At 72.9% G+C, this 25,935-nt stretch carries 22 protein-coding genes; 13 read left to right on the top strand and 9 right to left on the bottom strand.

What is annotated here, in order from left to right:
* Nucleotides 1-4 precede the first annotated feature (4 nt).
* The 3 genes from RE027_RS11475 to RE027_RS11465 form a co-directional block, all read right to left on the bottom strand.
* Complete coding sequence (locus tag RE027_RS11475; protein WP_368808399.1) at nt 5-850, bottom strand: tripartite tricarboxylate transporter substrate binding protein; 846 nt, start codon at nt 848-850, stop codon at nt 5-7.
* Between the two features lie 674 nt (nt 851-1,524).
* On the bottom strand, nt 1,525-2,286 hold the full coding sequence (locus RE027_RS11470) for a tyrosine-type recombinase/integrase (RefSeq protein WP_368808398.1): 762 nt from the start codon (nt 2,284-2,286) through the stop codon (nt 1,525-1,527).
* 20 nt (nt 2,287-2,306) lie between these two features.
* Nucleotides 2,307-2,564: a hypothetical protein gene (locus tag RE027_RS11465; protein ID WP_368808397.1), complete on the bottom strand. Its 258-nt coding sequence runs from the start codon at nt 2,562-2,564 to the stop codon at nt 2,307-2,309.
* 830 nt (nt 2,565-3,394) lie between these two features.
* Here RE027_RS11465 and RE027_RS11460 point away from each other — a divergent pair.
* The 10 genes from RE027_RS11460 (at nt 3,395) to RE027_RS11415 (ending at nt 14,900) form a co-directional block, all read left to right on the top strand.
* Nucleotides 3,395-4,702, top strand: coding sequence for a MurT ligase domain-containing protein (locus tag RE027_RS11460; RefSeq protein WP_368808396.1), 1,308 nt, complete (start codon nt 3,395-3,397; stop codon nt 4,700-4,702).
* Nucleotides 4,703-4,713: 11 nt separating this feature from the next.
* Nucleotides 4,714-5,436: a type 1 glutamine amidotransferase gene (locus RE027_RS11455; protein WP_368808395.1), complete on the top strand. Its 723-nt coding sequence runs from the start codon at nt 4,714-4,716 to the stop codon at nt 5,434-5,436.
* Between the two features lie 207 nt (nt 5,437-5,643).
* Nucleotides 5,644-6,405 carry a YebC/PmpR family DNA-binding transcriptional regulator gene (locus RE027_RS11450; protein WP_368808394.1) on the top strand — a complete coding sequence of 254 codons (762 nt, stop codon included), beginning with the start codon at nt 5,644-5,646 and terminating at the stop codon, nt 6,403-6,405.
* Nucleotides 6,402-7,028 (top strand): crossover junction endodeoxyribonuclease RuvC, encoded by a 627-nt coding sequence (gene ruvC, locus RE027_RS11445; RefSeq protein ID WP_368808417.1) that lies wholly within the window; start codon nt 6,402-6,404, stop codon nt 7,026-7,028. The genes RE027_RS11450 and ruvC overlap by 4 nt, the downstream gene beginning before the upstream one ends.
* 99 nt (nt 7,029-7,127) lie before the next feature.
* On the top strand, nt 7,128-7,769 hold the full coding sequence (ruvA, locus tag RE027_RS11440) for a Holliday junction branch migration protein RuvA (RefSeq protein ID WP_368808393.1): 642 nt from the start codon (nt 7,128-7,130) through the stop codon (nt 7,767-7,769).
* A gap of 44 nt (nt 7,770-7,813) precedes the next feature.
* Complete coding sequence (gene ruvB, locus RE027_RS11435; RefSeq protein ID WP_368808416.1) at nt 7,814-8,896, top strand: Holliday junction branch migration DNA helicase RuvB; 1,083 nt, start codon at nt 7,814-7,816, stop codon at nt 8,894-8,896.
* A 100-nt stretch (nt 8,897-8,996) separates the two neighbouring features.
* Nucleotides 8,997-9,449, top strand: a complete 453-nt coding sequence (locus tag RE027_RS11430) for a preprotein translocase subunit YajC (protein ID WP_368808392.1) — start codon at nt 8,997-8,999, stop codon at nt 9,447-9,449.
* Between the two features lie 88 nt (nt 9,450-9,537).
* On the top strand, nt 9,538-11,355 hold the full coding sequence (secD, locus tag RE027_RS11425; RefSeq protein ID WP_368808391.1) for a protein translocase subunit SecD: 1,818 nt from the start codon (nt 9,538-9,540) through the stop codon (nt 11,353-11,355).
* Nucleotides 11,355-12,374, top strand: coding sequence for a protein translocase subunit SecF (gene secF / locus RE027_RS11420; protein WP_368808390.1), 1,020 nt, complete (start codon nt 11,355-11,357; stop codon nt 12,372-12,374). Before secD ends, secF begins: the two co-directional genes overlap by 1 nt.
* A 201-nt stretch (nt 12,375-12,575) precedes the next feature.
* On the top strand, nt 12,576-14,900 hold the full coding sequence (locus RE027_RS11415; protein WP_368808415.1) for a RelA/SpoT family protein: 2,325 nt from the start codon (nt 12,576-12,578) through the stop codon (nt 14,898-14,900).
* 45 nt (nt 14,901-14,945) lie between these two features.
* On the opposite strand, the gene RE027_RS11410 is transcribed toward RE027_RS11415, so the two are convergent.
* Nucleotides 14,946-15,542, bottom strand: a complete 597-nt coding sequence (locus RE027_RS11410; protein ID WP_368808389.1) for a type IV toxin-antitoxin system AbiEi family antitoxin — start codon at nt 15,540-15,542, stop codon at nt 14,946-14,948.
* A 94-nt stretch (nt 15,543-15,636) separates the two neighbouring features.
* A complete protein-coding gene (locus tag RE027_RS11405) occupies nt 15,637-17,100 on the bottom strand; it encodes a DUF349 domain-containing protein (RefSeq protein WP_368808388.1) in 1,464 nt (487 codons plus the stop codon).
* A 286-nt stretch (nt 17,101-17,386) separates the two neighbouring features.
* On the opposite strand from RE027_RS11405, the gene hisS reads away from it, so the two are divergent.
* Nucleotides 17,387-18,745 carry a histidine--tRNA ligase gene (gene hisS / locus RE027_RS11400; RefSeq protein WP_368808387.1) on the top strand — a complete coding sequence of 453 codons (1,359 nt, stop codon included), beginning with the start codon at nt 17,387-17,389 and terminating at the stop codon, nt 18,743-18,745.
* Between the two features lie 120 nt (nt 18,746-18,865).
* Here the strand turns inward: hisS and RE027_RS11395 are convergent, their stop codons facing one another.
* The gene (locus RE027_RS11395; protein WP_368808386.1) at nt 18,866-20,149 is read right to left on the bottom strand and encodes an APC family permease; all 1,284 of its coding nucleotides are present in this window, start codon (nt 20,147-20,149) and stop codon (nt 18,866-18,868) included.
* Between the two features lie 143 nt (nt 20,150-20,292).
* Between RE027_RS11395 and aspS the strand changes: the two genes are divergently transcribed.
* A complete protein-coding gene (aspS, locus tag RE027_RS11390) occupies nt 20,293-22,104 on the top strand; it encodes an aspartate--tRNA ligase (RefSeq protein WP_368808385.1) in 1,812 nt (603 codons plus the stop codon).
* Between the two features lie 190 nt (nt 22,105-22,294).
* Nucleotides 22,295-22,921: a maleylpyruvate isomerase family mycothiol-dependent enzyme gene (locus tag RE027_RS11385; protein ID WP_368808384.1), complete on the top strand. Its 627-nt coding sequence runs from the start codon at nt 22,295-22,297 to the stop codon at nt 22,919-22,921.
* Between the two features lie 25 nt (nt 22,922-22,946).
* Here RE027_RS11385 and RE027_RS11380 read toward each other — a convergent pair whose 3' ends face one another.
* Genes RE027_RS11380 through RE027_RS11370 form a run of 3 tightly spaced genes read right to left on the bottom strand, consistent with a single transcriptional unit; the run spans nt 22,947 to nt 25,878 of the window.
* Nucleotides 22,947-24,233, bottom strand: coding sequence for an amino acid permease (locus RE027_RS11380; protein ID WP_368808383.1), 1,287 nt, complete (start codon nt 24,231-24,233; stop codon nt 22,947-22,949).
* Nucleotides 24,230-25,468, bottom strand: a complete 1,239-nt coding sequence (locus RE027_RS11375) for a glutathionylspermidine synthase family protein (RefSeq protein ID WP_368808382.1) — start codon at nt 25,466-25,468, stop codon at nt 24,230-24,232. The genes RE027_RS11380 and RE027_RS11375 overlap by 4 nt, the downstream gene beginning before the upstream one ends.
* A complete protein-coding gene (locus RE027_RS11370; protein ID WP_368808381.1) occupies nt 25,468-25,878 on the bottom strand; it encodes a hypothetical protein in 411 nt (136 codons plus the stop codon). Before RE027_RS11370 ends, RE027_RS11375 begins: the two co-directional genes overlap by 1 nt.
* Nucleotides 25,879-25,935 lie beyond the last annotated feature (57 nt).

The following is a 25,935-nucleotide window of genomic DNA, read 5'->3' as shown; positions in this document are numbered from 1 at the left end:
TCCTTCACGACCCGGCGCCCAGGAGCTCGGCGAAGCGGTCGCTCTCGGCGTTCACGAACTCTTCCGTCTCGGACGCTGAGCGATAGAGCGGCAGATTGCCGCCCTTCTCGATGAAGGACACGTAGGCCTCGGAGGAGACCGCCTTCTCCAAGGACGCCTCCAAGGTCGCGGCCACATCCGGGTCGAGCCCGGCCGGTGCGGCGACCGTGGCCCAGCTGCCGATCACCACATCGTGGCCCTGCTCGGAAGCGGTCGGCACGTCGGGCAACGCTGGGGCGCGGTCCTCGGTGAAGACTGCCAACACCCGCAGACGGCCGTCCTCGTGAGCCGGAGCCGTCTCACCGATGCCGGCCACGACCGCGTCCACCTGCCCGCCCGTGGCTGCTGTCACCGCCGGGGCGCCCCCGTCGAACGGAACGTTCTTGAACTCCACACCTGCGGCGTTGCCCAGCTCGGTGGCACCCAGCTCCCAGATGGAACCAGGCCCGGCGTTGGACACCGCCACGCTGCCTGGCTCCTCCTCCGCCGCGCGGATCAGGTCCTCCAGGGTACGGAAGGGGCTGTCGGCAGGGACCGCGATGGTCCCGGGCTGGGAGTTGGCCTGACCGAGGAAGTCGAAGTCGGCAGGATCGACCTCGTAACCCTGGTGCCCCAGAAGACTGACCTCCACCGGCAGGACCGCGATGGTGTAGCCATCGGCGGCCTGACCGGCCAGATGCTCCATGCCAACGCTGCCGGCGCCACCAGGCCGGTTCTCCACGACGATGGAAACCCCGAGATCCTCCTCCATCTCGGTGGCGAGAGTCCGAGCCGTCAGATCGGTCGCGCCACCGGCGGAAGTGGGCGTCATGAAGGTGATCGTCTCTGCTGGGAACTCGCCCCCCGAAGCAGCAGCGCCGTTGCGGTCAGCACAAGCAGTCAGAGCTAGCAGGCCGGTGAGTGCGGCGGCGCCGGCAACCGTGCGCCGTCGGATCGAACGTGCGGACATCTTCGTCCCCTATCTTTCTTGTTGCATATATTGCAACAACGCTGTGGATACTGCACAAGAGTAGAGCGCCGTCCGGTGTTGTGACAAGGGTCACGACGAAATGTGTGAAGTGCAGCTGGATCAAATGAACGTGAAGGCCGGCTGCGAGAGGTGTTCGGACAGTCAGGAGACCGCCTCGGTGCAGTCACGGCGCAATGGGTTCCGCAGCTGCTGGTGTGTACCGCTGCAGCGTGGAATCTGGGGTCAACTCAAGGCGGTTGACGGCCCTGGTGGGCAGGCGAAGCCATTTCCGCCGGTGGTCAAGCCCCCTGGGGTGGTGTAGCGATACTTCTAGGAGGTCAGGCAGCGAGGGCGGTCAGGGGCCGGGGTTCACCTTGCTTCCGGTGTCGGCGCGGGGGTGAGTCGGCAACGGGAGGACCTCGAGCCCGTGGTGGCGACGTAAGGGCGTGAATCCGGGTACACCGCCTGGCGCCGACTACGGCTTTGGCGGGAAGCTGGATTCCAGGAGGAATGCGCTACACCGAGTGGAGGACCGCCTATAACCGGGTGAGGGTGAGGGGGTGGGCGTTGACCGCCACGGACAGCTCCCCGGGCAACTCGTCCAGGTATTTGGAGGTGGTGCTGACCGAGGCATGGCCCAGCAGTTGGGCGACGACTTTCACATCCCAACCCTCCGCCAGCATCAGGGTCGCAGCCGTGTGACGCAGCCCGTGCGGGACCACCGCCCGGGCGTGGGCCGGGTCCGCGGCCCGGGTGCGCTTCACGGCTCGTTCGAGCAGTCGTTCGATGTCGCGCACCGCCAGGCGGTTGCCGGTGGCCGGAAGCAGCAGGGCGGCCGGGGTACTCGCGCAGAGGCGGGCACGGTAGGCCACGATTAGTTGCTCCATCCACGGCGGGAGAGACACCGTGCGCCCGCTGCGGCCCTTGCCGTAGTCCTGCAGGGAAGCCGGGGTGTTGGAGGTGGCTGCGATGAAGTGGTCGGTGTCCAGGCCCACGATCTCCCCAGCCCGCAGGCCCAGTACCCCCATCAGGGCCAGGGCGATGGCGTCACGGTCGTGGTGCGAGTTTGTAGTGGCGTCCCCGGGCCCGGGGGTGAGCAGGGCCTGGGCCTGTTCGATGTCCAAGGAAGTGCGCTCGACCCGTAGTTTGCCCTCGTTTTTAGGTTCCATCTCGGAGGTGCGCATGGGAGAGACGGTGGCGAAGGCCTGGTCCACGCAATAGGTGAAGAACCCCGACAGGGATCGGCGCATCCGCAGCGTGGACCTGCCGGCCTTGGCCTCGGCATCGGTGGCCGCCATCTGCTTTCGCTCATCACCCACTATCTGGCCGGGGGTGGGTTTGCGGCGGTGTTGGCGTAGGCCAGCAGCACCTCATCGACATGGGCGCCGGTGACCGACTCGCTGGTGTGCTCCTCGGCCTGCGGAAGGAGCTCGAGGAACCGGTACAGGTCCACCGTGTAGTTGTGCACGGTGGCCGGGGACAACCTCCGGATCAGCGCCTTGTTCCGGCAGGCCTCCAGGTAGCACTCCACCGCCTCGGCCAGCGGGATTTCGGTCGGGGTCGGCGGCAGGGCCATCGCGGCACTCCTTCCTGTGGTGGGCGATCACCACGGGCCCAGCTTGTCGGGTCCTCGGCGGTGAGTTTCGCCCGGGGCCACGGATCGCTGCAGTTCGCCTGTCGGGCTCGCGGACGGGGGTGCAGACCATGAGCGCGATCGCCACCTGTGATCACCGTGCGCGTGCGCGTGGCCAGGGGAGGGGCATCTCGGTGTCTGTGCCGTGTCGTGATGTTGGTCTACTACGACAGGGGTTGGACAGGGGGTCGGAATGAATCTCTTTCCCATCCCCTCCGCTCTTCAGGGCCGGCGGTGGGGTGATGTGCTGATGCCGCTCAGCACGCCGGCCAGGAGGCCCTTGCCGGCGGGGCCAGGCGTGAAGTTCGTGGCCTCTTTGCGCCCCGTTCCCGGCCGGTGACGCAGGTCAGCGGGTTCCACCACCAGGTCGGTTTCTCCCCGGCCGCACCTTGCGGGTCGAGGACCCACACGTCACCGCAGGTGGCGCGGAGGTCACGGGCCAGGTCGGAGAGGCCGCGTGTGTCGGAGGCAGGGGCGAGGCCGGTGACCGAGGCCAGGTAGCGGCCGGTGCAGCCGTCGCGGACCCCGGGACCTGCACCGGCGCCACCGCACGATCACAGGCCCCTGGAACAGCGCACACCGGCAACCAGCGGACCGCTCCACCGCCACGGCACAACCTCCGGCGCGGCGTGGTGCTGCGTGGCGGAGCGGCTCCCTCTCCGGACCGCGCCCCGTCGTCGTCGCCCGTCTCCCGTGCATTCCGCGGGGGAGGGGCGCCGTTCACGCTCGCGGACGCACGCGTGTGCCCGCCCCGCAGGTGTGCAGACCATAGGATGGAACGCATGTCCAGACCCCACGTGCGCCTGCTCGGCCAAGGCATCCGGTACCTGACGACCCTGCGCGGCGGAGGCTCCGCCTTCCCCGGGCTCGTGATGGAGAAGCTGCACCCCGGGTTCGTGGCGGAGGAGCTCGCCAAGCTGCCCCACGGCGTCGTGGTCGTCAGCGGCACCAACGGCAAGACCACCACCACGAAGATGACCGTCCAGCTGCTGCGCTCGCAGGGGTACAAGGTCTTCACGAACCGCACCGGCTCCAACTTCGTCCGCGGCGTGGCGGCGGCGCTGCTGGGGGAGATGAGCCTCACCGGCCGGCTCGACGCGGACATCGCCGTGCTCGAGCTCGACGAGGCCCACGCCGTGCACTTCGTCAAGCGGGTCAGGCCCCGCCACGCGCTGCTGCTCAACGTCATGCGCGACCAGCTCGACCGCTTCGGCGAGATCGACACCACCCGCCGGATGCTCGCCCAGGTCGCGGCGGCCACCACGGGCACCGTGGTGCTCAACCGGGAGGACCCCCGGATCGCGTCGCTGGCCGAGCACGTCCCGGACGGCACCGCGGTCCGCTGGTTCGGCCTCGCGCCCGGCCTGCGCCCGATGTTCCCCTCCGACGACGACATGCGCTCCGCCGGCGGCCCCGACGCGGAGGAGGACCACGAGCAGGAGCTCGCGCCGCGCCCGGACGCCGAGGTGGAGCTGACGTCCTTCGCGGCGAACCGGGTGCAGCTCACGGTGGGCGGCGAGGGCGTCGAGGCCACCGTGGAGCTCTACGGCGTCTACAACATCTACAACGCGGCGGCCGCCCTGGCGCTGGTGCTCGCCGTCGCCGGGCCGGCGGCCGACCGGCCGGCCCTGGTGGACGAGCTGTCCCGCGTCACCCCCGCCTTCGGGCGCGGCGAGACGATCCACGTCGACGGCCGGCCGCTGCAGCTGCTGCTCGTGAAGAACCCGGCCGGGTTCCGCCTGTCCCTGGCCTCGGCCCGTCCGGGCGACTACGCCACCATGGTCACCATCAACGACGAGTACGCCGACGGCCGGGACGTCTCCTGGCTGTGGGATGTCGACTTCCACTCCCTGCGCGACGGCGGGGTGGACGTCGTCGGCGGCACCCGGGCGTGGGACATGGCGCTGCGCCTCGACTACGACGAGGTTCCCGTGCACCAGGTCGTCCCCGCCCTCGGCGACGCGCTGCGGCGCTTCGTGGCCGCGGCCGGCGACCGGCCCATGCGCGTCTTCTGCACCTACACGTCCATGCTCGAGCTGCGCCGGGAGCTGTCCCGCGTGGCCGAGGTCGCCGAGATCTGAGCGGAGCCCCCGTGACCGACCGCACCGTCCACCTCGTCCAGCTCTACCCCCGGGACATGAACATCTACGGCGACTGGGGCAACACCCTGACCCTCAAGCGCCGGCTCGAGAAGTACGGCTACGCCGTGCGGCTGTCCGACCACGACCCCGGGGACCCGTTCCCCGGCGACGCCGACCTCCTCGTGGGCGGCGGGGGCCAGGACTCGGGGCAGTTCCGGGTGCAGGAGGACCTGCAGCGGATCGCCCCCGAGCTGCGGTCGATGGCCGCCGACGGCGTGCCGATGCTCGCGATCTGCGGGCTCTACCAGCTGTTCGGCCACGAGTTCCGCACCGGTGCCGGGGAGACCCTGCCCGGGATCGGGATCCTCGACCTCACCACGGTGGGCGGGCCGACGCGCCTGATCGGCAACATCGTCCTGGAGTCCCCGGAGTTCGGCACCGTGGTGGGCTACGAGAACCACTCTGGGATCACCCGGCTGGGCCCGGGCCAGGCCCCGCTCGGCACGGTCCGCAAGGGCGCCGGCAACAACGGGGAGGACGGCACCGAGGGGGCGCGCGTGCACCACGTGGTGGCCTCCTACCTGCACGGGTCGATGCTGCCGAAGAACCCCGCCGTGGCGGACCACCTCATCCGGGCCGCGGTGGAGCGCCGCTTCGGGGCCTTCGACGCCGAGCCGCTGGACGACACGCTCGCCGAGCACGCCCGGGAGGTCGCCCAGAGCCGTCCGCGCTGACGGGCCGGCGCCGGCCCGTGAGCGCCGGCCGGGTCCGGGCGGCGCCGCACCCGGTAGAATGGACCAGGACTTTTCCGGCCCGTCCCGGCCTGCCGCCGGGACGGGCCGCGTCGGGACGGCGGCCGACGGCTCGCGAGATCATCGAGCGCGACGTCCCGTCACGACTTCCCGTCACGACTTCCCGTCACGACTTCCGAGGAGGAACGCATGTCAGGACACTCCAAGTGGGCCACGACCAAGCACAAGAAGGCCGCGATCGACGCCAAGCGCGCCAAGGCCTTCGCCAAGTACATCAAGGGCATCGAGGTGGCCGCGCGCATGGGCGGGCCCGACACCGCGGGCAACCCGGCGCTGGACCTGGCCGTGTCGAAGGCCAAGAAGAACTCGGTGCCGGTGGCGAACATCGACCGCGCGGTCAAGCGCGGTGCCGGGCTGACCGGTGAGGTCGTCGACTACACCGAGATCATCTACGAGGCCCGGGGCCCGCAGGGCACGGCGCTGTACATCGAGTGCCTCACGGACAACAAGAACCGCGCCGCCTCCGAGGTGCGCGTGGCCGTGACCCGCAACGGCGGCACGATGGCGGACTCCGGCTCCGTGGCGTTCCTCTTCGAGCGCAAGGGCGTCGTGGAGGTCACCCGCACCGACGGGCTGACCGAGGACGACGTCCTCATGGCCGTCCTGGACGCCGGCGCGGACGAGGTCGTGGAGCAGGAGGACGTCTTCGAGGTCGTCTCCGAGGCCACCGACCTGCCGGCCATCCGCGCCGCCCTCGACGAGGCGGGCCTCGAGTACAACAACGACGACCCGCAGTTCCGCCCGAGCATGCTGGTGGAGCTGGACGAGGAGGGCGCGCGCAAGTTCCTGCGCCTGGCCGACGCCGTGGAGGAGCTCGACGACGTGCAGAACGTCTACTCCAACGCGGACATCCCCGCCGAGGTCCTCGCGCAGCTCGACTCCGAGGACTGACCACGGCCACGCAGCGGATCCTCGGGGTCGACCCGGGACTGACGCGGTGCGGGTTCGGCCTGATCGACATGGCCGGCAACCGCACCGCGTCCTTCGTCGACGTCGGCGTCGCCGGCACGCAGGCAGCCGACCCGCTCGACGTGCGCGTGCTGCGGATCTGGGAGGCCACCGAGCGGTGGATCGAGCGGTACCACCCCGACGTCCTCGCCCTGGAGCGGGTGTTCGCCCAGACCAGCGTGAACACGGTCATCGGCACCGCCCACGCCTCCGGGGCCGTGATCGCCTCGGCCGCCCGGCACGGCGTGCCGGTCGCGTGGCACACCCCGTCCGAGGTCAAGGCCGCGGTCACCGGCGAGGGACGGGCCGACAAGTCCTCCGTGGCCCGGATGGTCGTGCGCATCCTCCGGCTCGAGGAGGCGCCCCGGCCCGCCGACGCCGCCGACGCCCTGGCCATCGCCATCTGCCACGGCTGGCGCGGGGGCGGCACGGGCGTGGACGCGACGGCCCGCACCGAGACGCACCAGGGCGCCCGCCCCCTCGCCTCCGCCCGCACCGGCATGACCCCGGCCCAGCGGGCCTGGGCCGAGGCGGAGGCCCGGGCCCGCCGGGGCGGGGGAGGCTGAGTCCGTGCACCCTGCTACAGTGGCCCGCGAGTCCGTATTCGTAGATGTGTTCGATCGACCGTTCCCGGCCCCCGCCGGAGCACGGGAAGGAGGCGCGCGGTGATCGCGTCCATCACGGGACAGGTCGAGCACGTCGGCCTCACCACCGCCGTCGTGGCGGTGGGCGGCTTCGGCGTCCAGGTCCAGGCGACGCCGGAGACGCTGTCCGGTCTGCGGATCGGGGGAGAGGTCCGGCTCGACACGGCGTACGTGGCGCGCAAGGACGAGTCCCCGCTGCTGTTCGGCTTCCGCAGCCCGGCCGAGCGGGAAGTCTTCGAGATCATGCTCGGGATCAGCGGCGTGGGCCCGCGCACGGCCCTGGCCGTGCTCTCCGTGCTCGGCCCCGACGAGGTGCACCGCGCCATCGCCCAGGGGGACCCCAAGGCCTTCACCACGGTGCCCGGCATCGGGCCCAAGGGCGCCCGCCGGATCGTCCTGGAACTGGCCGACAAGCTCATCGTCCCCGACCGCCCCGCCCCGCCCGCCGCCGCTCCGGTCGAGCCCTGGCGGGAGCAGGTGCTCGAGGCCCTCGTGGGCCTGGGCTGGAACGAGAAGGACGCCGCCCGCGGCATCGCCGACGCCCTCGCCGACCGCGAGGAGCTCACGGCCTCCGGGGACGTGGCCACCATCCTGCGCACCGTGCTCGCGTGGCTCGGCACCGCCAGGACCGGTGCCCGCGCCGGCGCCGAGCGGGGGACCTGACCGTGGCCCGCGAGGACGGCGCGGCCGTGAACGCCCGCGACCGGCTGGTCTCCCCGGCTGACGAGCCCGACGAGAAGCACCTCGAGTCCGCCCTGCGGCCGGCCAACCTGGACGAGTTCGTCGGGCAGAAGCGGGTGCGCGGGCAGCTGTCCCTGGTGCTGGAGGCCTCGCGGCTGCGCGGGCGCTCCGCCGACCACGTCCTGCTCTCCGGCCCGCCCGGGCTGGGCAAGACGACCCTCGCGATGATCATCGCGGAGGAGATGGGCGCGCCCCTGCGGATCTCCTCCGGCCCGGCCATCCAGCACGCCGGCGACCTCGCGGCGATCCTGTCCTCCCTCACCGAGGGGGAGGTGCTGTTCCTGGACGAGATCCACCGCATGTCCCGGCCGGCCGAGGAGATGCTCTACATGGCCATGGAGGACTTCCGGGTGGACATCGTGGTCGGCAAGGGCGCCGGCGCCACGTCCATCCCGCTGGACCTCCCGCCCTTCACCCTGGTGGGCGCCACCACCCGGGCCGGTCTCCTGCCCGGCCCGCTGCGCGACCGCTTCGGCTTCACCGGTCACCTCGAGTTCTACTCCGTGGAGGAGCTCGAGCTCGTGCTGCGCCGCTCCGCCGGGCTCATGGACCTGGCGATGACGGCCGAGGGCTTCGCCGAGGTCGCCTCCCGCTCCCGGGGCACCCCCCGCATCGCCAACCGGCTGCTGCGCCGGGTGCGGGACTGGGCGCTCGTGCACGGCGTGGACCGGATCGACGCCCGCACCGCCGCCGCCGCCCTGGACATGTACGAGGTGGACGCCCGCGGCCTCGACCGCCTGGACCGGTCGGTGCTCGAGGCGCTCGTGAAGAAGTTCGGCGGCGGGCCGGTCGGGCTGTCCACGCTGGCGATCGCGGTGGGGGAGGAGACCGAGACCGTCGAGACCGTGGCCGAGCCCTACCTCGTCCGGGAGGGCCTGCTCGGCCGGACCCCGCGGGGGCGGATCGCCATGGCGGCGGCCTGGGAGCACCTGGGCCTGGCGCTCCCGGAGCACGCAGCGTTCCGGGACCCGGGGCTGCGCGCGGCCCTCGGCGGGACGGGGGCGGACCCGGCCGGCGACGAGGGATCCCCGTCCCTGTTCGAGGACTGAGCGGCGAGGACCGCGCGGGTCATCCGGTGGGTTTCCAGGGTGCACCGGGTTCGATCCCCTACCATGGGACGGACACCCGCCACCGATCGAACGGAAGTCCGTGAGCCCGCTCCTCCTCGCCCAGTCCCTCTCCGCCCAGGCCGCGCAGCCCACCGGAGGCGGTACTCCCTTCCTGCTGCCGCTGATGCTCGTGGCCCTGGTGCTGCTGGTCTGGCTGCCCATGCGCCGGCAGAAGAAGGCCCTGGCCCAGGTCAAGGAGAAGCAGTCGGCCATGGGCCCGGGCACCGAGGTCATGACGAACTACGGCCTCTACGGCACGGTCCGCTCCATCGACCGGGACGCGAACAAGGTCCTCCTGGAGATCGCCCCGGGCACCGCCGTGACCGTGCACCTGCAGACCGTCACCACGGTCGTCGAGGACGAGGTCCCCGCCGCCCCCGCGGCGGACACCGAGCCGGACCCGCTCGACACCGACGCCCCCGGCTCCGGGTCCACGCCGGTCGACCCGCGGGACGACGACCCCCGGCGCGAGCACGGACCGCGCAACGACTGATCCCCCCTTCGGGAACGGGCCGACCGCTGGTCGGCCCGTTGCCATGAGCAGGCCCGGGACGACCGGGCCGTGGTGCGTAAGGAAGACGATGGCACTGACCACACGCAAGACCTCCGGTGAACCCCGCCCCGCCCCCGGGCGGGGCGGGGGGAGCACCGCACCGGCGCGCTCCGGCGTGCGGGCCGCCCTCTCCACCGCGCGCCGCTCCCTGGTGGGGCTGCTCGTGCTGCTCGCGGCGCTCGGCGGGCTGCTCGCCTGGGGCGTCGGCACCGACCGCACCGGGTGGGGGCCCAAGCTCGCCCTCGACCTCGAGGGCGGCACCCAGATGATCCTCTCCCCGTCCCTGCAGGGCGAGGACACCGGCCAGGAGATCACCGCCGAGCAGCTGGACCAGGCCGTGGAGATCATCCGCCAGCGCGTGGACGGCTCCGGCGTCGCCGAGGCGGAGATCGCCACCCAGTCCGGCAGCAACATCGTGGTCTCCATGCCCGGGGTGCCCTCGCCCGAGACCCGTGAGCTCATCCAGACCTCGGCGCAGATGAACTTCCGGCCCGTGCTCACCACCGCCGCGGCCGAGCCCGTGCCCGAGGACCAGCGCGTGCCCGACGACGAGCTGCCCGAGCCCACGGCCGAACCCACCGACGCCTCCGATCCCAACTGGATCACCCCGGAGCTGTACCGGGAGTTCGAGGAGACAGACTGCACCGCCCCCCAGTCCCCCGAGGAGCGGGAGGCCCAGGACGCCGACGCGCCGATCGTCGCCTGCGAGCCCGAGGCCGGCACCAAGTACCTCCTGGGTCCCGTCGAGATCCAGGGCACCGACATCGAGGACGCCTCCTACGGGACCGAGCAGAACTCGCAAGGCGTGTCCCTGAACCGGTTCGCCGTGAACCTGCAGTTCGGCCGCGAGGCCACGGGCACCTTCCAGCAGCTCTCCGAGCGGCTCTACGGCATCGGCAGCGCCACCCCCGGCGACCCCCGCCACCAGTTCGCGATCCTGCTCGACGGCCAGGTGGTCATCGCACCGCAGATGAACGCCGTGATCTCCGACGGCAAGGCCCAGATCACGGGCGACTACACCGAGGAGCAGGCCCGCTTCCTCGCCGAGCAGCTCAAGTACGGCGCGCTGCCGATGAGCTTCGAGATCCAGTCCGAGCAGCAGATCTCCGCGACCCTCGGCGCCGACCAGCTGCGGATGGGCATCGTCGCCGGGATCATCGGCCTGGTGCTCGTGTGCGTGTACTCGCTCTTCCAGTACCGGCTGCTGGGGCTCGTGACGATCAGCTCCCTCGTGGTCGCGGGCGTGCTCACGTGGCTGGCCATCAGCCTGCTCGGCTGGTCCGCGAACTACCGGCTCTCCCTCGCCGGCGTCGCGGGCCTGATCGTGGCGATCGGCCAGACCGCCGACTCGTTCATCGTCTACTTCGAGCGCATCCGCGACGAGATCCGCAGCGGCCGCTCCATCCCCGCGGCGGTCGACCACGGCTGGCGCCGCGCCCGCCAGACCGTGCTCGCGTCGAAGGCCGTGAACCTGCTGGCCGCCGGCGTGCTGTACTTCGTGGCCGTGGGCAACGTCCGCGGCTTCGCCTTCACCCTCGGGCTGACCGCGATCGCCGACCTGTTAGTCGTCTTCCTGTTCACGCACCCGGTGATGGTGCTGCTCGCCCGCACCCGGTACTTCGGCGGCGGCGGCAAGCACTCCGGGCTCAACCCCGAGGCCCTCGACGCGGTGCCCCTGTACCGCGGCGCCGGGCGGCTGCGCGAGCCCGCCCCCGAGCACGACGGGCTGACCATCGCCGAACGGCGCCGCCGCGCCGCGCAGGGCGCCCCGCCGGACCGGCCCGCACCGCAGGACGCCCCGGTCGGCGCGTCGTCGTCCGCCCGCACCACCGAGGAGAACGCCTGATGTCCCGCTTCGCTGATTTCGGCAACGCCCTGCACAGCGGGCGCACCTCCTACCCCTTCGTGGGCCGGGCGAAGCTGTGGCTCGCGGTCGCCGCCGCGCTGGTGGTCCTCTCGCTGCTGGTGCCCGTGGTCAAGGGCGGGTTCAACCTCGGCATCGACTTCACCGGCGGCTCCGAGTTCACCGTCTCGGCCGTCTCCGACCCGGACGTGGCGACGGGCCGGGAGGCGGTCGCCGCGTCCTCGGACGCCGCGGAGGTCGAGGTCACCAACATCGCCCCCGAGACGATCCGCGTGCAGACCGAGCAGCTCGACGACGACGAGACCCTCGCGGTCAAGGACGCCCTGGTCGAGGCCTACGGGGTGAGCGAGGACGAGGTGACCTCCACCTTCGTCGGGCCCACCTGGGGCGCCGGCGTGACCCGGCAGGCGCTGCAGGGCCTCGTCGCCTTCGTGGTGCTGGCGACCGTGCTGATGGCCCTGTACTTCCGCACGTGGAAGATGTCCGTCTCGGCGGTCGCCGGGATGATCGCGAGCGTCGCGATCACCGCCGGGGTCTACTCCCTCGTGGGCTTCGAGGTCACCCCCTCCGCGGTGATCGGCTTCCTCACGGTGCTCAGCTACTCCCTGTACGACTCCGTGGTGGTCTTCGACAAGGTCCGGGAGAACACCGAGGGACTGCTCGACGGCACGGCCCCGCCCGAGCGCGCGGAACGGCGGTTCTCCGACCAGGTGAACCTCGCCGTCAACCAGACCCTGGTGCGCTCGATCAACACGTCCGTGGTGGGCATCCTGCCCGTCGGCTCGATCCTGTTCATCGGCTGGCTGGTGCTCGGCGCGGGCACCCTCAAGGACCTGTCCCTGTCGCTGTTCGTGGGGATCATCGTGGGCACCGTGGCGACCCTGTTCGTGGCCTCGCCGCTGTACGCCCTGCTGCGGTCCCGGGACCGGGACGTGCGCGAGCAGGAGGCCCGGGCGGGCCTCCCGGCGGAGCGTGCCGCCGAGGAGGCCGTGGCGCACTAGACTGGGTCCACCGCAGGGCGGGTCGCGCAGGTGCGCCCCGCCGCACAGCAGCACACGTCAGCTCGACGACCGGGGCGGCGGCCGCACGGCCGCCGCCCCGCGTGCACGATTGGAAAGGGAGCTTCGGCCATGAGCTCGTCCGACGACGGGGCCGTCCCCGCCGGCCAGGGCACCGCCCCGACCCCACCGCGCCGGTCCGACATGGCCGGCACGCACTACGTGGTGCCCGCCTCCCGGCCGCTGCTGGGCCGCGCCGTGTTCCCGGGCCGCAGCGACCGCACCCGCTCGAGCCTGTCCTACCTCTCCGGGCGGCCGATGGAGCACTCGCCGATCCTGGAGCCGCTGCTGCACACCGTGCGCACCACCCACCCGGAGGAGGACGTCGAGGTCCTCGCCCGCGCGTTCAAGGTGGCGGAGAAGTGCCACGAGGGCCAGAAGCGCAAGAGCGGCGACCCCTACATCACCCACCCCGTGGCCGTGACCACGATCCTCGCCGAGCTCGGCATGACGGGGGCCACCCTGGTGGCCGCGCTGCTGCACGACACCGTCGAGGACACCGACTACACGCTCGAGCAGCTGCGCGCGGAGTTCGGCGACGAGGTCGCCGCGCTCGTCGACGGCGTGACGAAGCTGGACAAGGTCCAGTACGGGGACGCTGCGCAGGCCGAGACGGTGCGCAAGATGATCGTGGCGATGGCCAAGGACATCCGCGTGCTCGTCATCAAGCTCGCCGACCGGCTGCACAACGCCCGCACGTGGCGCTTCGTCTCCCAGACCTCATCCTCGAAGAAGGCGCGCGAGACCCTGGAGATCTTCGCCCCGCTGGCCCACCGGCTCGGCATGAACACCATCAAGTGGGAGCTCGAGGACCTGGCCTTCGCGGCGCTCTACCCCAAGGTCTACGAGGAGATCGTGCGGATGGTGGGGGAGCGCCAGCCGCAGCGCGAGCGCTCCCTGGCCAAGATCCGGGAGCGGATCGCCCTGGACCTCTCCGAGGCCGGGATCGAGGCCACCATCACGGGCCGGCCCAAGCACTACTACTCGATCTACCAGAAGATGATCGTGCGCGGGAAGGACTTCGACGAGATCCAGGACCTGCAGGCGGTCCGGGTGCTCGTGAACACGGTGCGGGAGTGCTACGCGGCGCTGGGCGCCCTGCACGCGCGGTGGCGCCCGCTGCCGGGGCGGTTCAAGGACTACATCGCCATGCCGAAGTTCAACATGTACCAGTCCCTGCACACCACGGTGATCGGCCCGGACGGGCGGCCGGTGGAGATCCAGATCCGCACCCACGAGATGCACCGGCGCGCGGAGTACGGCGTGGCCGCCCACTGGAAGTACAAGGACCAGGCCAACCAGGCGAACTCCGCCACGCCCAAGGCGCAGGAGGGGGACCTCGCGTGGCTGAGCTCCCTGGTGTCCTGGCAGGAGGAGACCCAGGACTCCTCCGAGTTCCTCGACTCCCTGCGCTACCAGATCAACACCTCCGAGGTGTACGTCTTCACCCCCAAGGGCGAGGTCATGGCCCTGCCCGCCGGCTCCACGCCCGTGGACTTCGCCTACGCCGTGCACACGGAGGTGGGGCACAAGACGATCGGCGCGCGGGTCAACGGCAAGCTCGTGCCGCTGTCCTCCGAGCTCCAGCACGGGGACTGGGTGGAGGTGCTCACCTCCAAGTCCGAGCACGCCGGGCCCTCCCAGGACTGGCTGAAGTTCGTGAAGTCCCCGCGGGCGCGCAACAAGATCCGGCAGTGGTTCTCCAAGGAGCGCCGCGAGGAGGCCATCGAGAAGGGCAAGGACGCGCTCACCCGGGCCCTGCGCAAGCACCACCTGCCGCTGCAGCGCACCCTGACCCAGGAGTCCCTGCTGGCGGTGGCCCAGGACTTCCACCGCACCGACATCAGCTCCCTCTACGAGGCGGTCGGCTCGGACGTGGTCAGCGCCCAGGACGTCGTCGAGAAGATCGTCGGCAACCTCGGCGGGGCCGACGGGGCGGAGGAGGACTTCGCGGAGACCACCATCGCGACCCAGCCGGTGCGCCCGCGGGTGTCCGACTCCGGGGTCCTCGTCCAGGGCGCCTCGGACGTCTACGTCAAGCTCGCCCGCTGCTGCACCCCCGTGCCGCCGGACGACATCATGGGCTTCGTGACCCGCGGCACCGGCATCTCGGTGCACCGCAAGGACTGCGCCAACATGCTGGCGCTGACCTCCACCGAGCGGGTCGTCGAGGTCCAGTGGGCCCCGACCCAGTCCAGCGTGTTCCTCGTGGAGATCCAGGTGGAGGCCCTCGACCGGAAGTCCCTGCTCTCGGACGTGACCCGGGTGCTGTCGGAGAACCACGTCAACATCCTCGCCGCCTCGGTGCACACCTCGAAGTCCCGGCTGGCCATCTCCCGGTTCGCCTTCGAGATGGGCGACCCGCGCTACCTGAACCACGTGCTCAACCAGGTCCGCCGCATCGACGGCGTCTACGACGTCTACCGCACCTCCGGCAACCGCCCCATCCCGGAGCCGTCCTCCCGCTGAACCCCGCGCCCGGGTCCCGCCCCGGCGGGCCGCCCGCCGGGGTGCTCAGCGCACCGGCCGGTCGATCGCCCGCGCGGCGCGGCGCACCCGCAGCAGCGCCGCCTGCCGCCCGGGCATCCGCTCGAAGCTCTCGAGCGCGGCCAGCACCAACGGGGGCGGGCAGTGCAGGTGCGGGGCGTGCATGAGCTGCTCCAGGGCGGCCTGCCCCTCCCGGTGCGGGACGTGCAGGGCGAGGTCCACGGCGGTGCGCAGCGGCGTGGTGACCTGCACCGGCCCGGCGTCGTGCACGTCGTAGCCGCCCAGGGTGACCTGGTGCAGCGCCAGGCCCTCGGGCACCGGGGACATCGTGGTGCGCCGCAGCTTGTCCAGCAGCACCGGGAGCACGGTGGGGCGCGCGGCGCAGTCGTAGAACCACGCGGCGGAGAGCCGCCCGAGCACCCCGCGCCGCAGCAGGTGCGGGGGCAGCTGCGCCTCCAGCGCCGCGACCTTCACCGCCCGCGTCACCGGGCGCCCGCGCAGGACGTGGGCCTCCAGCACCACGGGCACGAGCACCCCGTCCGTCACGAGGGCGGAGAGCTCGGACCGGGGAAAGGGCCGGTCGGGCAGCAGCAGGGCCTCGGGGTGCCAGGGCGGATCGTGCATGGGCCCAGCCTCCCCGACGAGCCGGGCACGGGAAAGGCCCCGGGCCCGTGCTGTGGACAGCACGTGCCCGGGGCCCTCCCGGGGCCCGCCGCGCTCAGCGCAGGTCGGCGGCGGAGCGGCGCAGCGTCTCCAGCCACTGCCGGCTGGTGGCGAGCTCGCCCTCCAGCTTGGCCGCGCGCCGGGTGTCCCCGGCGGCCTGCGCCTTGGCCAGGGCGGCCTCCTGGTCCTCGATCTTCGACTCGAGCTGGCTGAGCATCGAGTTGGAGCGGGCCTTCGTCTCCGGGTTGGAGCGCTGCCACTTCTCGTCCTCGGCCTGGCGCACGGCGTCCTCGACGGCGCGCAACTCGGCCTCCACCCGGCGCAGGTGGGCGCGGGGGACCTTCCCGGCCTGCTCCCACCGGTCCAGGATGTCACCGAGGGCCCGCCGGGCGGCCTTGGGGTCCGTGACGGGCAGCAGGGTCTTGGCCTCGGCGAGCAGCTGCTCCTTCACCACGAGGTTGCCCTCGAACTCCTGGTCGATCCGGTCGTTGTCGGCCTGGCGCGCCTCGAAGAACTTGTCCTGCGCGGCGCGGAACCGGGCCCACAGGGCGTCGTCGTCCTTCTTGGACGCGCGCTTGGACTCCTTCCACCGGTCCATGAGCAGGCGGTACTCCGCGGCCGTGGCCCCCCAGTCGGTGGAGCCGGAGAGGGCCTCGGCCTCGGCGATGAGGGCCTCCTTGGCCTTCTTGGCCTCGGCGTTGTCGGCGTCCAGCTGGGAGAAGAAGGCGCGGCGGTGGCGGTCGAACGTGGTGCGGGCGGTGCGGAACCGCTTCCACAGCGCGTCCTCCGCGGCCCGGCCCAGGCGGATCCCGGACTTCTGGTGGGCCTTCCACTGGTCGAACAGCTCGGCCATCCGGGCGGAGGACTGCTTCCACTGGGTGCGCTGAGGGTCCTGCGCGGCGATCTGCTCCGCTTCCGCGACGATCGCCTCGCGCGCCGCGACGTTCTGGGCCCGCTGGGCCTCGTGCGCGGCCCGCTCGGTCGCCTCGAGCCCGCGGATCGCCGGGCGCAGGGCCTCCAGTCGGGACTCGAGGCCCCGGATGTCCCCGAGCATGTTGCGCTGGCCCACCTGCTCGGCGAGGTGGTCGACGGTGCTCTGCATGTCCGCCGACGGGGCGCCGGCGGCCACCCGCTGCTCGAGCAGGGCGACCTGCGCCTCGACGTCGTCGTACTTGCGGGCGAAGTAGCCCAGCGCCTCGTCCTCCGAGGCGTCCGGGAACTGCCCGCACAGCACCTCCTCGCCGTCCACGACGACGTAGACGTGCCCGTCCTCGGTGACCCGGCCGAAGGCCCGGGCCCGGGCCACGGACTCCGGCGAGGCCAGGGCGGGGGCCGCCGCCGGCTGGGCCGCGGCCGGCTGGACCGCGGCCGGCTGGACCGCGGCTGCGCCGGGGGCGGCAGGCGCCGGGGCCCCGGGCCGGGGCGCACCGGGTTTCGGGGCGCCGGGCTTCGGCGCGGCTCCCGGGCCGGGGGCGGGACGGGGGGTGGGCCGGTCGTCGGATTCGAGACGTTCTGTCACCGCTACAACTCTTTCGCTCTCGCCGGATCGGCACCGGGTTCGAGCCCGGCGCCGGTCCGGCTTCGGACAATCGTCTGCCCCATACTACCGAGACGGCACCCTCCCGCCGTCGGCCCTCCGCGCCCGGCCGGAGCGGGCCCCCAGGACCGGTACCCCGGGACCGGGACCCGGCGCGGCCTGGGCCGGGCTTTGGGCGGGGCGGGCACGGCTCTCTAGGATGAGGGCGGAACCGTCCGGCCCGCCCGGTCCCCCGCCCACCGCCGTCCCACCCGAGGAGCACGTCCCCATGGCCCGCAAGACCTCCCTGTCCGGTTTCCCCGAATGGCTTCCGGAGGAGCGTCTGGTCGAGCTGCACGTCCTCGACGTCCTGCGGGAGAGCTTCGAGCTGCACGGCTTTTCCTCGATCGAGACCCGCGCCGTCGAGACGGTCGGGCAGCTGCTGCGCAAGGGTGAGATCGACAAGGAGGTCTACGTCGTCTCCCGCCTGCAGGAGGACGAGGACACCGCCCCCGCCGAGCGCGGCGACGACCAGCTGGCGCTGCACTTCGACCTCACCGTGCCCTTCGCCCGGTACGTGGTGGAGAACGGCGGGCACCTCGCCTTCCCGTTCCGCCGCTACCAGATGCAGAAGGTCTGGCGCGGCGAACGACCCCAGGAGGGCCGGGCCCGCGAGTTCACCCAGGCGGACATCGACGTGGTGGGCGACGGCACGCTGCCGTTCCGCTACGACGTGGAGCTCGCGCTCGTGATGATCGATGCCCTGTCGAAGCTGCCCATCCCGCCGTTCGTGCTGCGCGTCAACAACCGCAAGCTGGCCGAGGGGTTCTACCAGGGCATCGGGCTGCAGGACACCGCCGGGGTGCTGCGCAACATCGACAAGCTCGAGAAGATCGGCCCCGAGCGGGTCGTCCAGGCCCTGTGCGACGAGGTCGGCGCCACCCCCGAGCAGGCGCAGGCCGCGCTGCAGCTGGCGTCCATCCGCACCGAGGACACCTCCTTCGTGGAGCAGGTCCGCGCCCTCGGGGTGAACACCCGGTTGCTCGAGGAGGGGCTGCAGGAGCTCGCCGAGGTCGTGGGCGAGGCCTCCCGGCGCGCCCCCGGCACGGTGGTGGCCGATCTTTCGATCGCCCGCGGCCTCGACTACTACACCGGCACCGTCTACGAGACCGTGCTCGTGGGCCACGAGCAGCTGGGCTCCGTGTGCTCCGGCGGCCGCTACGAGTCCCTCGCCTCCACCGGCAAGAAGACCTACCCCGGCGTGGGCCTGTCCGTGGGCGTCACCCGGCTCGTCTCCCGCATCCTCTCCCAGGGCATGGCCGGGGCCTCCCGCACGGTCCCCACCGCGGTGCTGGTCTCTCTCGTGGACGAGGATTCCTGGTCGCAGGCCCAGGACGTGGCCGCGCAGCTGCGCGCCCGTGGCATCGCGTGCGAGGTCTCGGCCAGCGCCGCGAAGTTCGGCAAGCAGATCCGCTACGCCGAGCGCCGCGGCATCCCCTACGTGTGGTTCACGGTCCGCGGGGAGGACGGGACCCTCGCCCACGAGGTCAAGGACATCCGCTCCGGCGAGCAGGTCCCCGCCGACCCGGCCGCCTGGACCCCGCCGGCCGAGGACCTGCGCCCGGTCGTGCGGGCCGTGGAGGCCTGACCCGGGCCCCCCGCGGGGGCGCCCGGCGCCCCGAGTCCCCAGTCCCGTGGCGTCTCCCCAGCATCGGGCCTGGGGAACTGCCACGGGACTGGGGACTCGGCGTGTCGGCGGTGCCTGGGCTCAGCGGCGCCGGGAGAGGACTGCGGCCCGCCCGGCCAGGCCCGCGGCGAAGACGCCGAGCATGGTCAGCACCGAGGCCGCGGGCAGGGTGAGGGCCAGCAGCAGGCAGCCGGCCAGGCCCAGGGCGTTGACCGCCCGGGGCGCCCAGCCGGGGCGCTCGCGCAGGGTGAGCGCCGAGAGGTTGGCCAGCGCGTAGTAGACGAGCACCCCGAAGCTGGAGAAGCCGATCACGGTGCGCACGTCCCCGACCAGCACCAGGACCACCACGACCCCGGCCACGGCGACCTCCGCGGCCCACGGCACCCGGTGCCGGTCCGAGACCGCGCCCAGTGGGCCGGGCAGGTCCCGCTGCCGCGCCATGGCCAGCGCGGTGCGGGAGATCCCGGCGACCAGGGCCAGCAGCGCCCCGAGCGTGGCCAGGGCCGCGGCCGCCGTGACGACGACGGCCCCGGCGGCCGTGGCCCCGGCGGACCACCCCGCGACCTCGACCACCGTGAGCAGCGGCGCGGCCGCCGACGCCAGCCGGTCCGCCCCGAGGAAGCGGAGCAGGCCCAGGCCCAGGCCCCCGTAGAGCAGCAGGGTGAACGCCAGGGCCCCGAGCACCGCCCGCGGGATGGTCCGCGCCGGGTCCCGGACCTCCTCGCCCAGGGTGGCCACGCGGGCGTAGCCGGCGAAGGCGAAGAAGAGGATCCCCGCCGCGGGCAGCACCCCCCACCCGCTCCCGTCCCACCCGGGCCCCGCCCCGGCCGCCGGGCCCGGGGTGGTGAACAGCAGCACCGTCACGGCCAGCAGCACGGCCAGCACGGGGACCACCAGCAGACGCGTCAGCCGGGCGGTGCGGCTCACCCCGCCGAGGTTCACCGCCGTCAGGCCGAGGACGGCGGCGACGGCGAGCAGCCGGGCCCCGGCGTCGCCGGCCCCGAGCAGCTCGGCGGCGTAGAGCCCGAAGGTGAGCGACATGGCGGCCGCAGAGGCGGTCTTGCCGGTCACGAAGCCCCATCCGGCCACGAACCCCGGCCACGGCCCGAGCTGCCGGTTCGCATAGAGGTAGGTGCCGCCCGAGGCGGGGTGGACGGCGGCCAGCTGCGCGGTGGACGTCGCGTTGCACCACGCGACCACCGCCGCGAGCAGCAGGGCCGCGGGCAGCCACGGCCCGGCGTGGGCGGCGGCCGGGGCGAAGGCCACGAACACCCCCGCCCCGACCATGGAGCCGACGCCGAGCACGGTGGCGTCGAGGGTGCCGAGGCGCCGGGCCAGGGCGGGCTGGTCGGTGGTGCGGCTCATGGTCGTCCTGACGTCGTGCCGGTGCCCGGAGAGCGGGCTGTAAACTCGTTCCCGGACGAGAGTAGGGGCACCCGGTGAATCCCGGGCAAACGCGCGATCCGCGCGGCCCCGTCCGGACCTCCCGAACAACGAAGGGTTTTTGAGTGCTGCGCACACACAACCTCGGCGAGCTGCGCGCCGAGCACATCGGAGAGACCGTCACGCTGGCCGGCTGGGTCGGCCGGCGCCGCGACCACGGAGGGGTGGCCTTCCTGGACCTGCGCGACGCCTCCGGGGTCGCGCAGATCGTGGTGCGCGACGAGGCGGACTTCCACCACCTGCGCAACGAGTACGTCCTGCAGGTCACCGGCACCGTGGAGCGCCGGCCCGAGGGCAACGAGAACCCCGCCCTGGCCACCGGCGAGGTCGAGGTCATGGCCGGGACCGTGACGGTGCTCAACACCGCCGCCCCGCTGCCCTTCCAGGTGGACGAGCACGTGGAGGTCGGGGAGGAGACCCGCCTGCGGCACCGCTACCTGGACCTGCGCCGGCCCGAGCCCGCGCGCATCATGCGCCTGCGCTCGGCGGCCAACCGGGTGGCGCGCGAGATGCTGCACGAGGACGGCTTCACGGAGGTCGAGACCCCGACGCTGACCCGCTCCACCCCCGAGGGCGCTCGCGACTTCCTGGTCCCGGCCCGCCTGGCCCCGGGCTCCTGGTACGCCCTGCCGCAGTCCCCGCAGCTGTTCAAGCAGCTGCTGCAGGTCGGCGGGATCGAGAAGTACTACCAGATCGCCCGCTGCTACCGGGACGAGGACTTCCGCGCCGACCGCCAGCCCGAGTTCACCCAGCTCGACATCGAGGCCTCCTTCGTGGAGCAGGACGACGTCATCGCCCTGGGCGAGCGCATCGTCGCCGCCCTGTGGCAGCTCATCGGCGTGGAGATCCCCACCCCGATCCGCCGGATGACCTACGCCGAGGCCATGGCCAGGTACGGCTCCGACAAGCCGGACCTGCGCTTCGGCCTGGAGCTCACCGAGCTGACCGAGTACTTCCAGGACACCACCTTCCGCGTGTTCAAGGCACCCTACGTGGGTGCCGTGGTCATGCCCGGCGGGGCCTCCCAGCCGCGCCGGACCCTGGACGCCTGGCAGGAGTGGGCCAAGCAGCGCGGCGCCAAGGGCCTGGCCTACGTCCTGGTCGGCGAGGACGGCACCCTCACCGGGCCCGTGGCCAAGAACATCACCGAGGCCGAGCGCGACGGCCTGGCCGCCGCCACCGGCGCCCGGCCCGGTGACTGCATCTTCTTCGGCGCCGGCGAGAGGAAGTCCACCCGCGCCCTGCTCGGCGCGGCCCGCGTGGAGATCGGCCACCGCACCGGCCTGATCGACGAGGACGCCTGGGCGTTCGTGTGGGTCGTGGACGCGCCGATGTTCGAGTCCGCGGCCGAGGCCGTGGAGTCCGGCGACGTCGCCGTGGGCGCCGGCGCCTGGACCGCCGTGCACCACGCGTTCACCTCGCCCAAGCCCGAGTTCCTGGACACCTTCGACCAGGACCCCGAGCACGCGCTCGCCTACGCCTACGACATCGTCTGCAACGGCAACGAGATCGGCGGCGGCTCGATCCGCATCCACCGCCAGGACGTCCAGCGGCGGGTCTTCGAGGTCATGGGCATCGGGGAGGAGGAGGCGGACGAGAAGTTCGGCTTCCTGCTGGAGGGCTTCAAGTACGGCGCGCCCCCGCACGGCGGCATCGCGTTCGGCTGGGACCGCGTGGTCGCGCTGCTGGCCGGGACGGACTCCATCCGGGAGGTCATCGCCTTCCCGAAGACCGGCAACGGGTACGACCCGCTGACGGCGGCCCCCGCCGCGATCACCCCGCAGCAGCGCAAGGAGGCCGGGGTGGACGCCAGGCCCGAGCCCAAGGGCCAGCAGCCCGAAGGCAAACGGGACGAGGGCGAGCAGGCCGAGGCTTAGCAGACCAAGGGCCTCCGCGCGGCGCAGGACGTCACGGAAGCGGCCACCGGGGGCGGATCCGGGCCCGCGGCCGCGTCCGCGCAGTAGGCTACGGCTCACCAGAGGGCCGGGTGCCGTCCGTCCGGACGGGACCCGGCCCGCGCCGTCCGTGGCGGGCGGGGCACCGGCCGCCGAGACCCAGGGGGATGTCGTGACCCGAGACCCTGCCGCCGCCCGCGCCGCCCTCCTCGACGCCGGTGCCTGGTTCGCCGAGCTCGTCGAGGAACTGCGGCCGCACCACTGGACACGACCGGGGCTGGGCACCTGGGACGTCCGCGCCCTCGTGGGGCACACCCACCGGGCCCTGCTCACCCTCGCCGACTACCTGGCCGTCCCGGCCGGGGAGCCGGTCTGCACCCGGACCGGGCAGTACTACGTGCTGGCGGCCGCGGCCGCGGCGCCCGGGGCGGTCGCGGCCCGCGGCGTGGCGGCCGGCCAGGAGCTGGGCCGGCACCCCGCGGCCACGGTGCGGGCGTCCCTGGAGCGGGCCCGCGAGGCGCTGGCACGGGTGCCCGCGGACGAGGACCCGGTGATCCGCACGGTGGTCGGCGGCACGCGCCTGAGCGCCTACCTGCCCACGCGCACCTTCGAGCTGGCCGTGCACGGGCTGGACGTCGCCGCGGCCTGCGGCCTGGACCGCCGGCCCCCGGACGCGGTGCTGGCCGACGCCGGGCACACCGCCGTCGAGATCGCAGCCGAGCGCGGCCACGTGCCGGAGATGCTCCTGGCGCTCACGGGCCGGCAGGCGCTGCCACCGGGCTTCAGCGTGCTGCCCTGAGCGCTCCGCCGCCCGGCCCCACCGCTCAGTTGCGCAGGCTCTCCAGGTGCGGGGCGCGCTCGTGGGCCCCGGGCAGCGGGTCGCGGCCGCGGCCCAGGAGGAACCAGAGCGGCACCACGAGCAGCACCAACACCCCGCCCACCCAGACCCAGGTGGCGGAGAGCACGTACTCCAGGCCCGTGAGCACCAGGGCCACGGCCATGAGCGCCGCCCCCGCGACCCCCAGGGCGCGCGCGCCGGCGGTGCGCCCGAGCTTGGCGGTCGCCGCGCAGGCCAGCCCGTAGTAGAGCGCCACGAGCACCGAGATGACCCCGATGGTGTCGTCGAAGAGCGCGCCCGAGAACGTCATCCAGGCGGCGGCCACGGCCGCGGTCGTCCACGTCGCGAAGGCCAGGGACACGAAGCGGCGGGGCAGGTGCCCACCGCGCGCCATCGACATGAGACCGCGCGAGGTGGGGATCATGGTGGTGCCGATCGACGCGGCCGCCGAGACCGCCACGAGGCCCGCCAGCAGCGGGGAGCCCACCGAGGCCCCGGGCACGTAGGACCAGCCGATGACGGCGTAGACGGCGGCCACCGCCGTCAGCGCGATCCAGGCGGAGACCCGCGGGGCTCGCTGCGTGGTGGACTCCTCGGTGAGGGAGAACGTCGAGTCCCAGCCCCAGTACAGGAACAGGGCCAGGAGCAGGGCGGCGGCCACGTTGCCGGCCGTGAGCTCCCCGCCGGCCAGGACTGCGGTGTAGAACCCGCTCCACTCGCCGTCCCCGGCCGCCGCGCCGTCGACGACGGGGGCCGTGCGCGTGGCCCACACCAGCACCCCCACCCCGACCAGCTGCAGGGCGGCGAAGACCGACTGCACGGCGGCGGAGACCCGGATCCCCGTCGAGGAGATCGCCGCGAAGACCGCCATGAGCACCGCGGCCACGGCGGTGACGGCCCACGGGCCGGGGTCGGCGCCCAGGGCGAAGAGCGCCGAGTCGGCCGTGACCCAGGCCAGGGAGGCGAGCACGAGGGTCGCCGAGAGCCACAGCCCCCAGCCGCCCAGGAAGCCCACGAACGCCCCGTAGGCCTCCCGGGCCCAGCGGTAGACGGTGCCCTGGTCCTCGTAGAGCTCGTCCAGCCGGGCGAAGCAGACCGAGACGACCGCCATCGGGACCACGGCGGCGACCAGCACCACCGGCGTCCACCGGCCCACGAGCGCGTGCATCAGCCCGAGGCTGACCACCACCGAGTACAGCGGGGCGATCGAGGTCGCGCCGATCACCGCGGAGGTGGCCGTGGAGATGGACCGGGGGAGCAGGTGCGCGGTCACAGCAGACCCTTCCTGTCGATGATGTTGGGCACGAAGCGGCACCAGTAGTCGGTGAGCGGGCCGTCGGACTCGCGGATGCCGATGCCGGCGGACCCGTCGTCGCCGACCACCCAGGAGCCCACGACCGGGTGGTTGGGCGCCCCGTCCGCGCCGGGGAAGTTCCGCAGCGGCACGTAGCCCTGCCACACGTCCATCGGGGAGGGGTGTGGCCGAGGGGAGCGCACGTGCACGTCCCGGGCACGGATCTCGATCCCGTCCCCCTCGCGGCCGAAGATGGGCTTGCGCACCCACTCCGCCAGGCCGTTGGGCCCGTCCACGTAGGCGGGCAGCAGGTGGGGGTGGTCCGGGAAGCACCGCCACAGGGCCACGAGCAGCAGCTTGGTGGAGCAGAACATCTTCCAGGCGGGCTCGTACCAGTGGTGCATCAGCAGGGGGTCGTGCAGCACGAAGCCGCCGGGGCCGTCGTCGACCATCACCTCCCAGGGGTGCAGGGCGAACAGCTCCTCGATGCCCGAGACCACCCTCGGGTCGTCGACGTCGCCGGCGGCGTGCACCCAGTGGTTCGAGCGGGTGTCGAAGCGCACGTCCTCCACGGGCAGCAGGACGGTGCGGTAGCCGGCCTCCGCGGCGGTGGCGGCGAGCACGGCCGCGTTCGCGGTGTCCTCGCCGGTCTCCTCCTCGCGGGTGTAGGCCACGTGCAGGACCTTCGACGCCGACGACGGCAGCCGCTGCCGCCACCGCTGCACGAGCATCGGCCACAGGCCGTTGAGCTGGTCGAAGTCGCCGTGCTCCTCGCCCAGTCCGGGGTGCAGCGCCTCCGCGCGCGACCACTGGCACACGGCGCCCTCCACCAGGCCGGTGGGGGTGTCGCCGTTGAACTCGAGCATCTTCGCCGGGCCGGTGCCGTCCCAGGCGAGGTCGAACCGGCCGTAGATCGAGGGCTCGCGCAGGCTCAGGGAGTGCTGGGCGAGCTCGAACGCCGCCTCCGAGAGCCCGAGGGTGCCCAGCGCCCCGGTGGCCATGTAGCGGGCGGCCTCCAGGGTCATCCGGTACAGCTCGTCCGTGGCGGACTCCAGCTCGTCCACCTCGCCGGGGGAGAGGACGTAGGCGGCCGTCTCGTTCCAGTAGGAGAACCGGGTGCCGTCGGGGCGCTCGGTGAAGGCGTAGGTCAGGCCCTCGTCGTGCACGATCCGCTCCCACCCGGGCCGGGGCGGGAGCCCGTCGATCCGCCGCATCAGGAGCCCGCCCCGCTCCTGGTGCCGCCGAAGCCCTTCGACACCCCGGTCTTGCCCACGGAGGTCCCGGACGGGGCGAAGCCCCGGGCCACGGAGGCGGAGGCCGGCGGGCGGGTGGTCGTGAAGCCCGAGGAGCGCGGCACCGCGGAGCCGACCGGCGGCACGGCGAAGGACCGGCTGGCGTTGAGGAACAGGAACATGGGGATGAACGAGCCGCGCGGCCGGCCGGCCTCGTCGCAGTCGTCGTCGTCCACGCGCACGGTCTCACCCGTCGCGGGGTCCTCCCGCACGCAGATCTGGGCGTAGTCGGCGTCGACCTCCTGGACGTCCTCGCCGCAGCCGGTGAGCGTGACGACGAGGGCGCCGATCGAGGCGGCGGTCATGATGCGGGTCGTGGGACGTGGTGACACGGCGGGTCCTCGGGATCGGGTCGTCGGGGCGGCCGGGAGCCGTCCACCCTCCCATCC

Origin of the sequence: Kocuria sabuli (assembly GCF_040981185.1) — a bacterium.
Classification (GTDB): Bacteria; Actinomycetota; Actinomycetes; order Actinomycetales; family Micrococcaceae; genus Kocuria; species Kocuria sabuli.
The sequence above is the reverse complement of the archived record's forward strand: the minus strand, read 5'-3'. Positions and strand labels throughout refer to the sequence as shown.

Bases quoted from the DNA above. Each gene is read 5' to 3' on its own strand.
- RE027_RS11475 (WP_368808399.1), bottom strand. From the start codon at position 850: ATGACGCCCACTTCCGCCGGTGGCGCGACCGATCTGACGGCTCGGACT.
- RE027_RS11470 (WP_368808398.1), bottom strand. From the start codon at position 2,286: ATGGCGGCCACCGATGCCGAGGCCAAGGCCGGCAGGTCCACGCTGCGG.
- RE027_RS11465 (WP_368808397.1), bottom strand. From the start codon at position 2,564: ATGGCCCTGCCGCCGACCCCGACCGAAATCCCGCTGGCCGAGGCGGTG.
- RE027_RS11460 (WP_368808396.1), top strand. From the start codon at position 3,395: ATGGAACGCATGTCCAGACCCCACGTGCGCCTGCTCGGCCAAGGCATC.
- RE027_RS11450 (WP_368808394.1), top strand. From the start codon at position 5,644: ATGTCAGGACACTCCAAGTGGGCCACGACCAAGCACAAGAAGGCCGCG.
- secD (WP_368808391.1), top strand. From the start codon at position 9,538: ATGGCACTGACCACACGCAAGACCTCCGGTGAACCCCGCCCCGCCCCC.
- secF (WP_368808390.1), top strand. From the start codon at position 11,355: ATGTCCCGCTTCGCTGATTTCGGCAACGCCCTGCACAGCGGGCGCACC.
- RE027_RS11415 (WP_368808415.1), top strand. From the start codon at position 12,576: ATGGCCGGCACGCACTACGTGGTGCCCGCCTCCCGGCCGCTGCTGGGC.
- RE027_RS11410 (WP_368808389.1), bottom strand. From the start codon at position 15,542: ATGCACGATCCGCCCTGGCACCCCGAGGCCCTGCTGCTGCCCGACCGG.
- hisS (WP_368808387.1), top strand. From the start codon at position 17,387: ATGGCCCGCAAGACCTCCCTGTCCGGTTTCCCCGAATGGCTTCCGGAG.
- RE027_RS11395 (WP_368808386.1), bottom strand. From the start codon at position 20,149: ATGAGCCGCACCACCGACCAGCCCGCCCTGGCCCGGCGCCTCGGCACC.
- RE027_RS11375 (WP_368808382.1), bottom strand. From the start codon at position 25,468: ATGCGGCGGATCGACGGGCTCCCGCCCCGGCCCGGGTGGGAGCGGATC.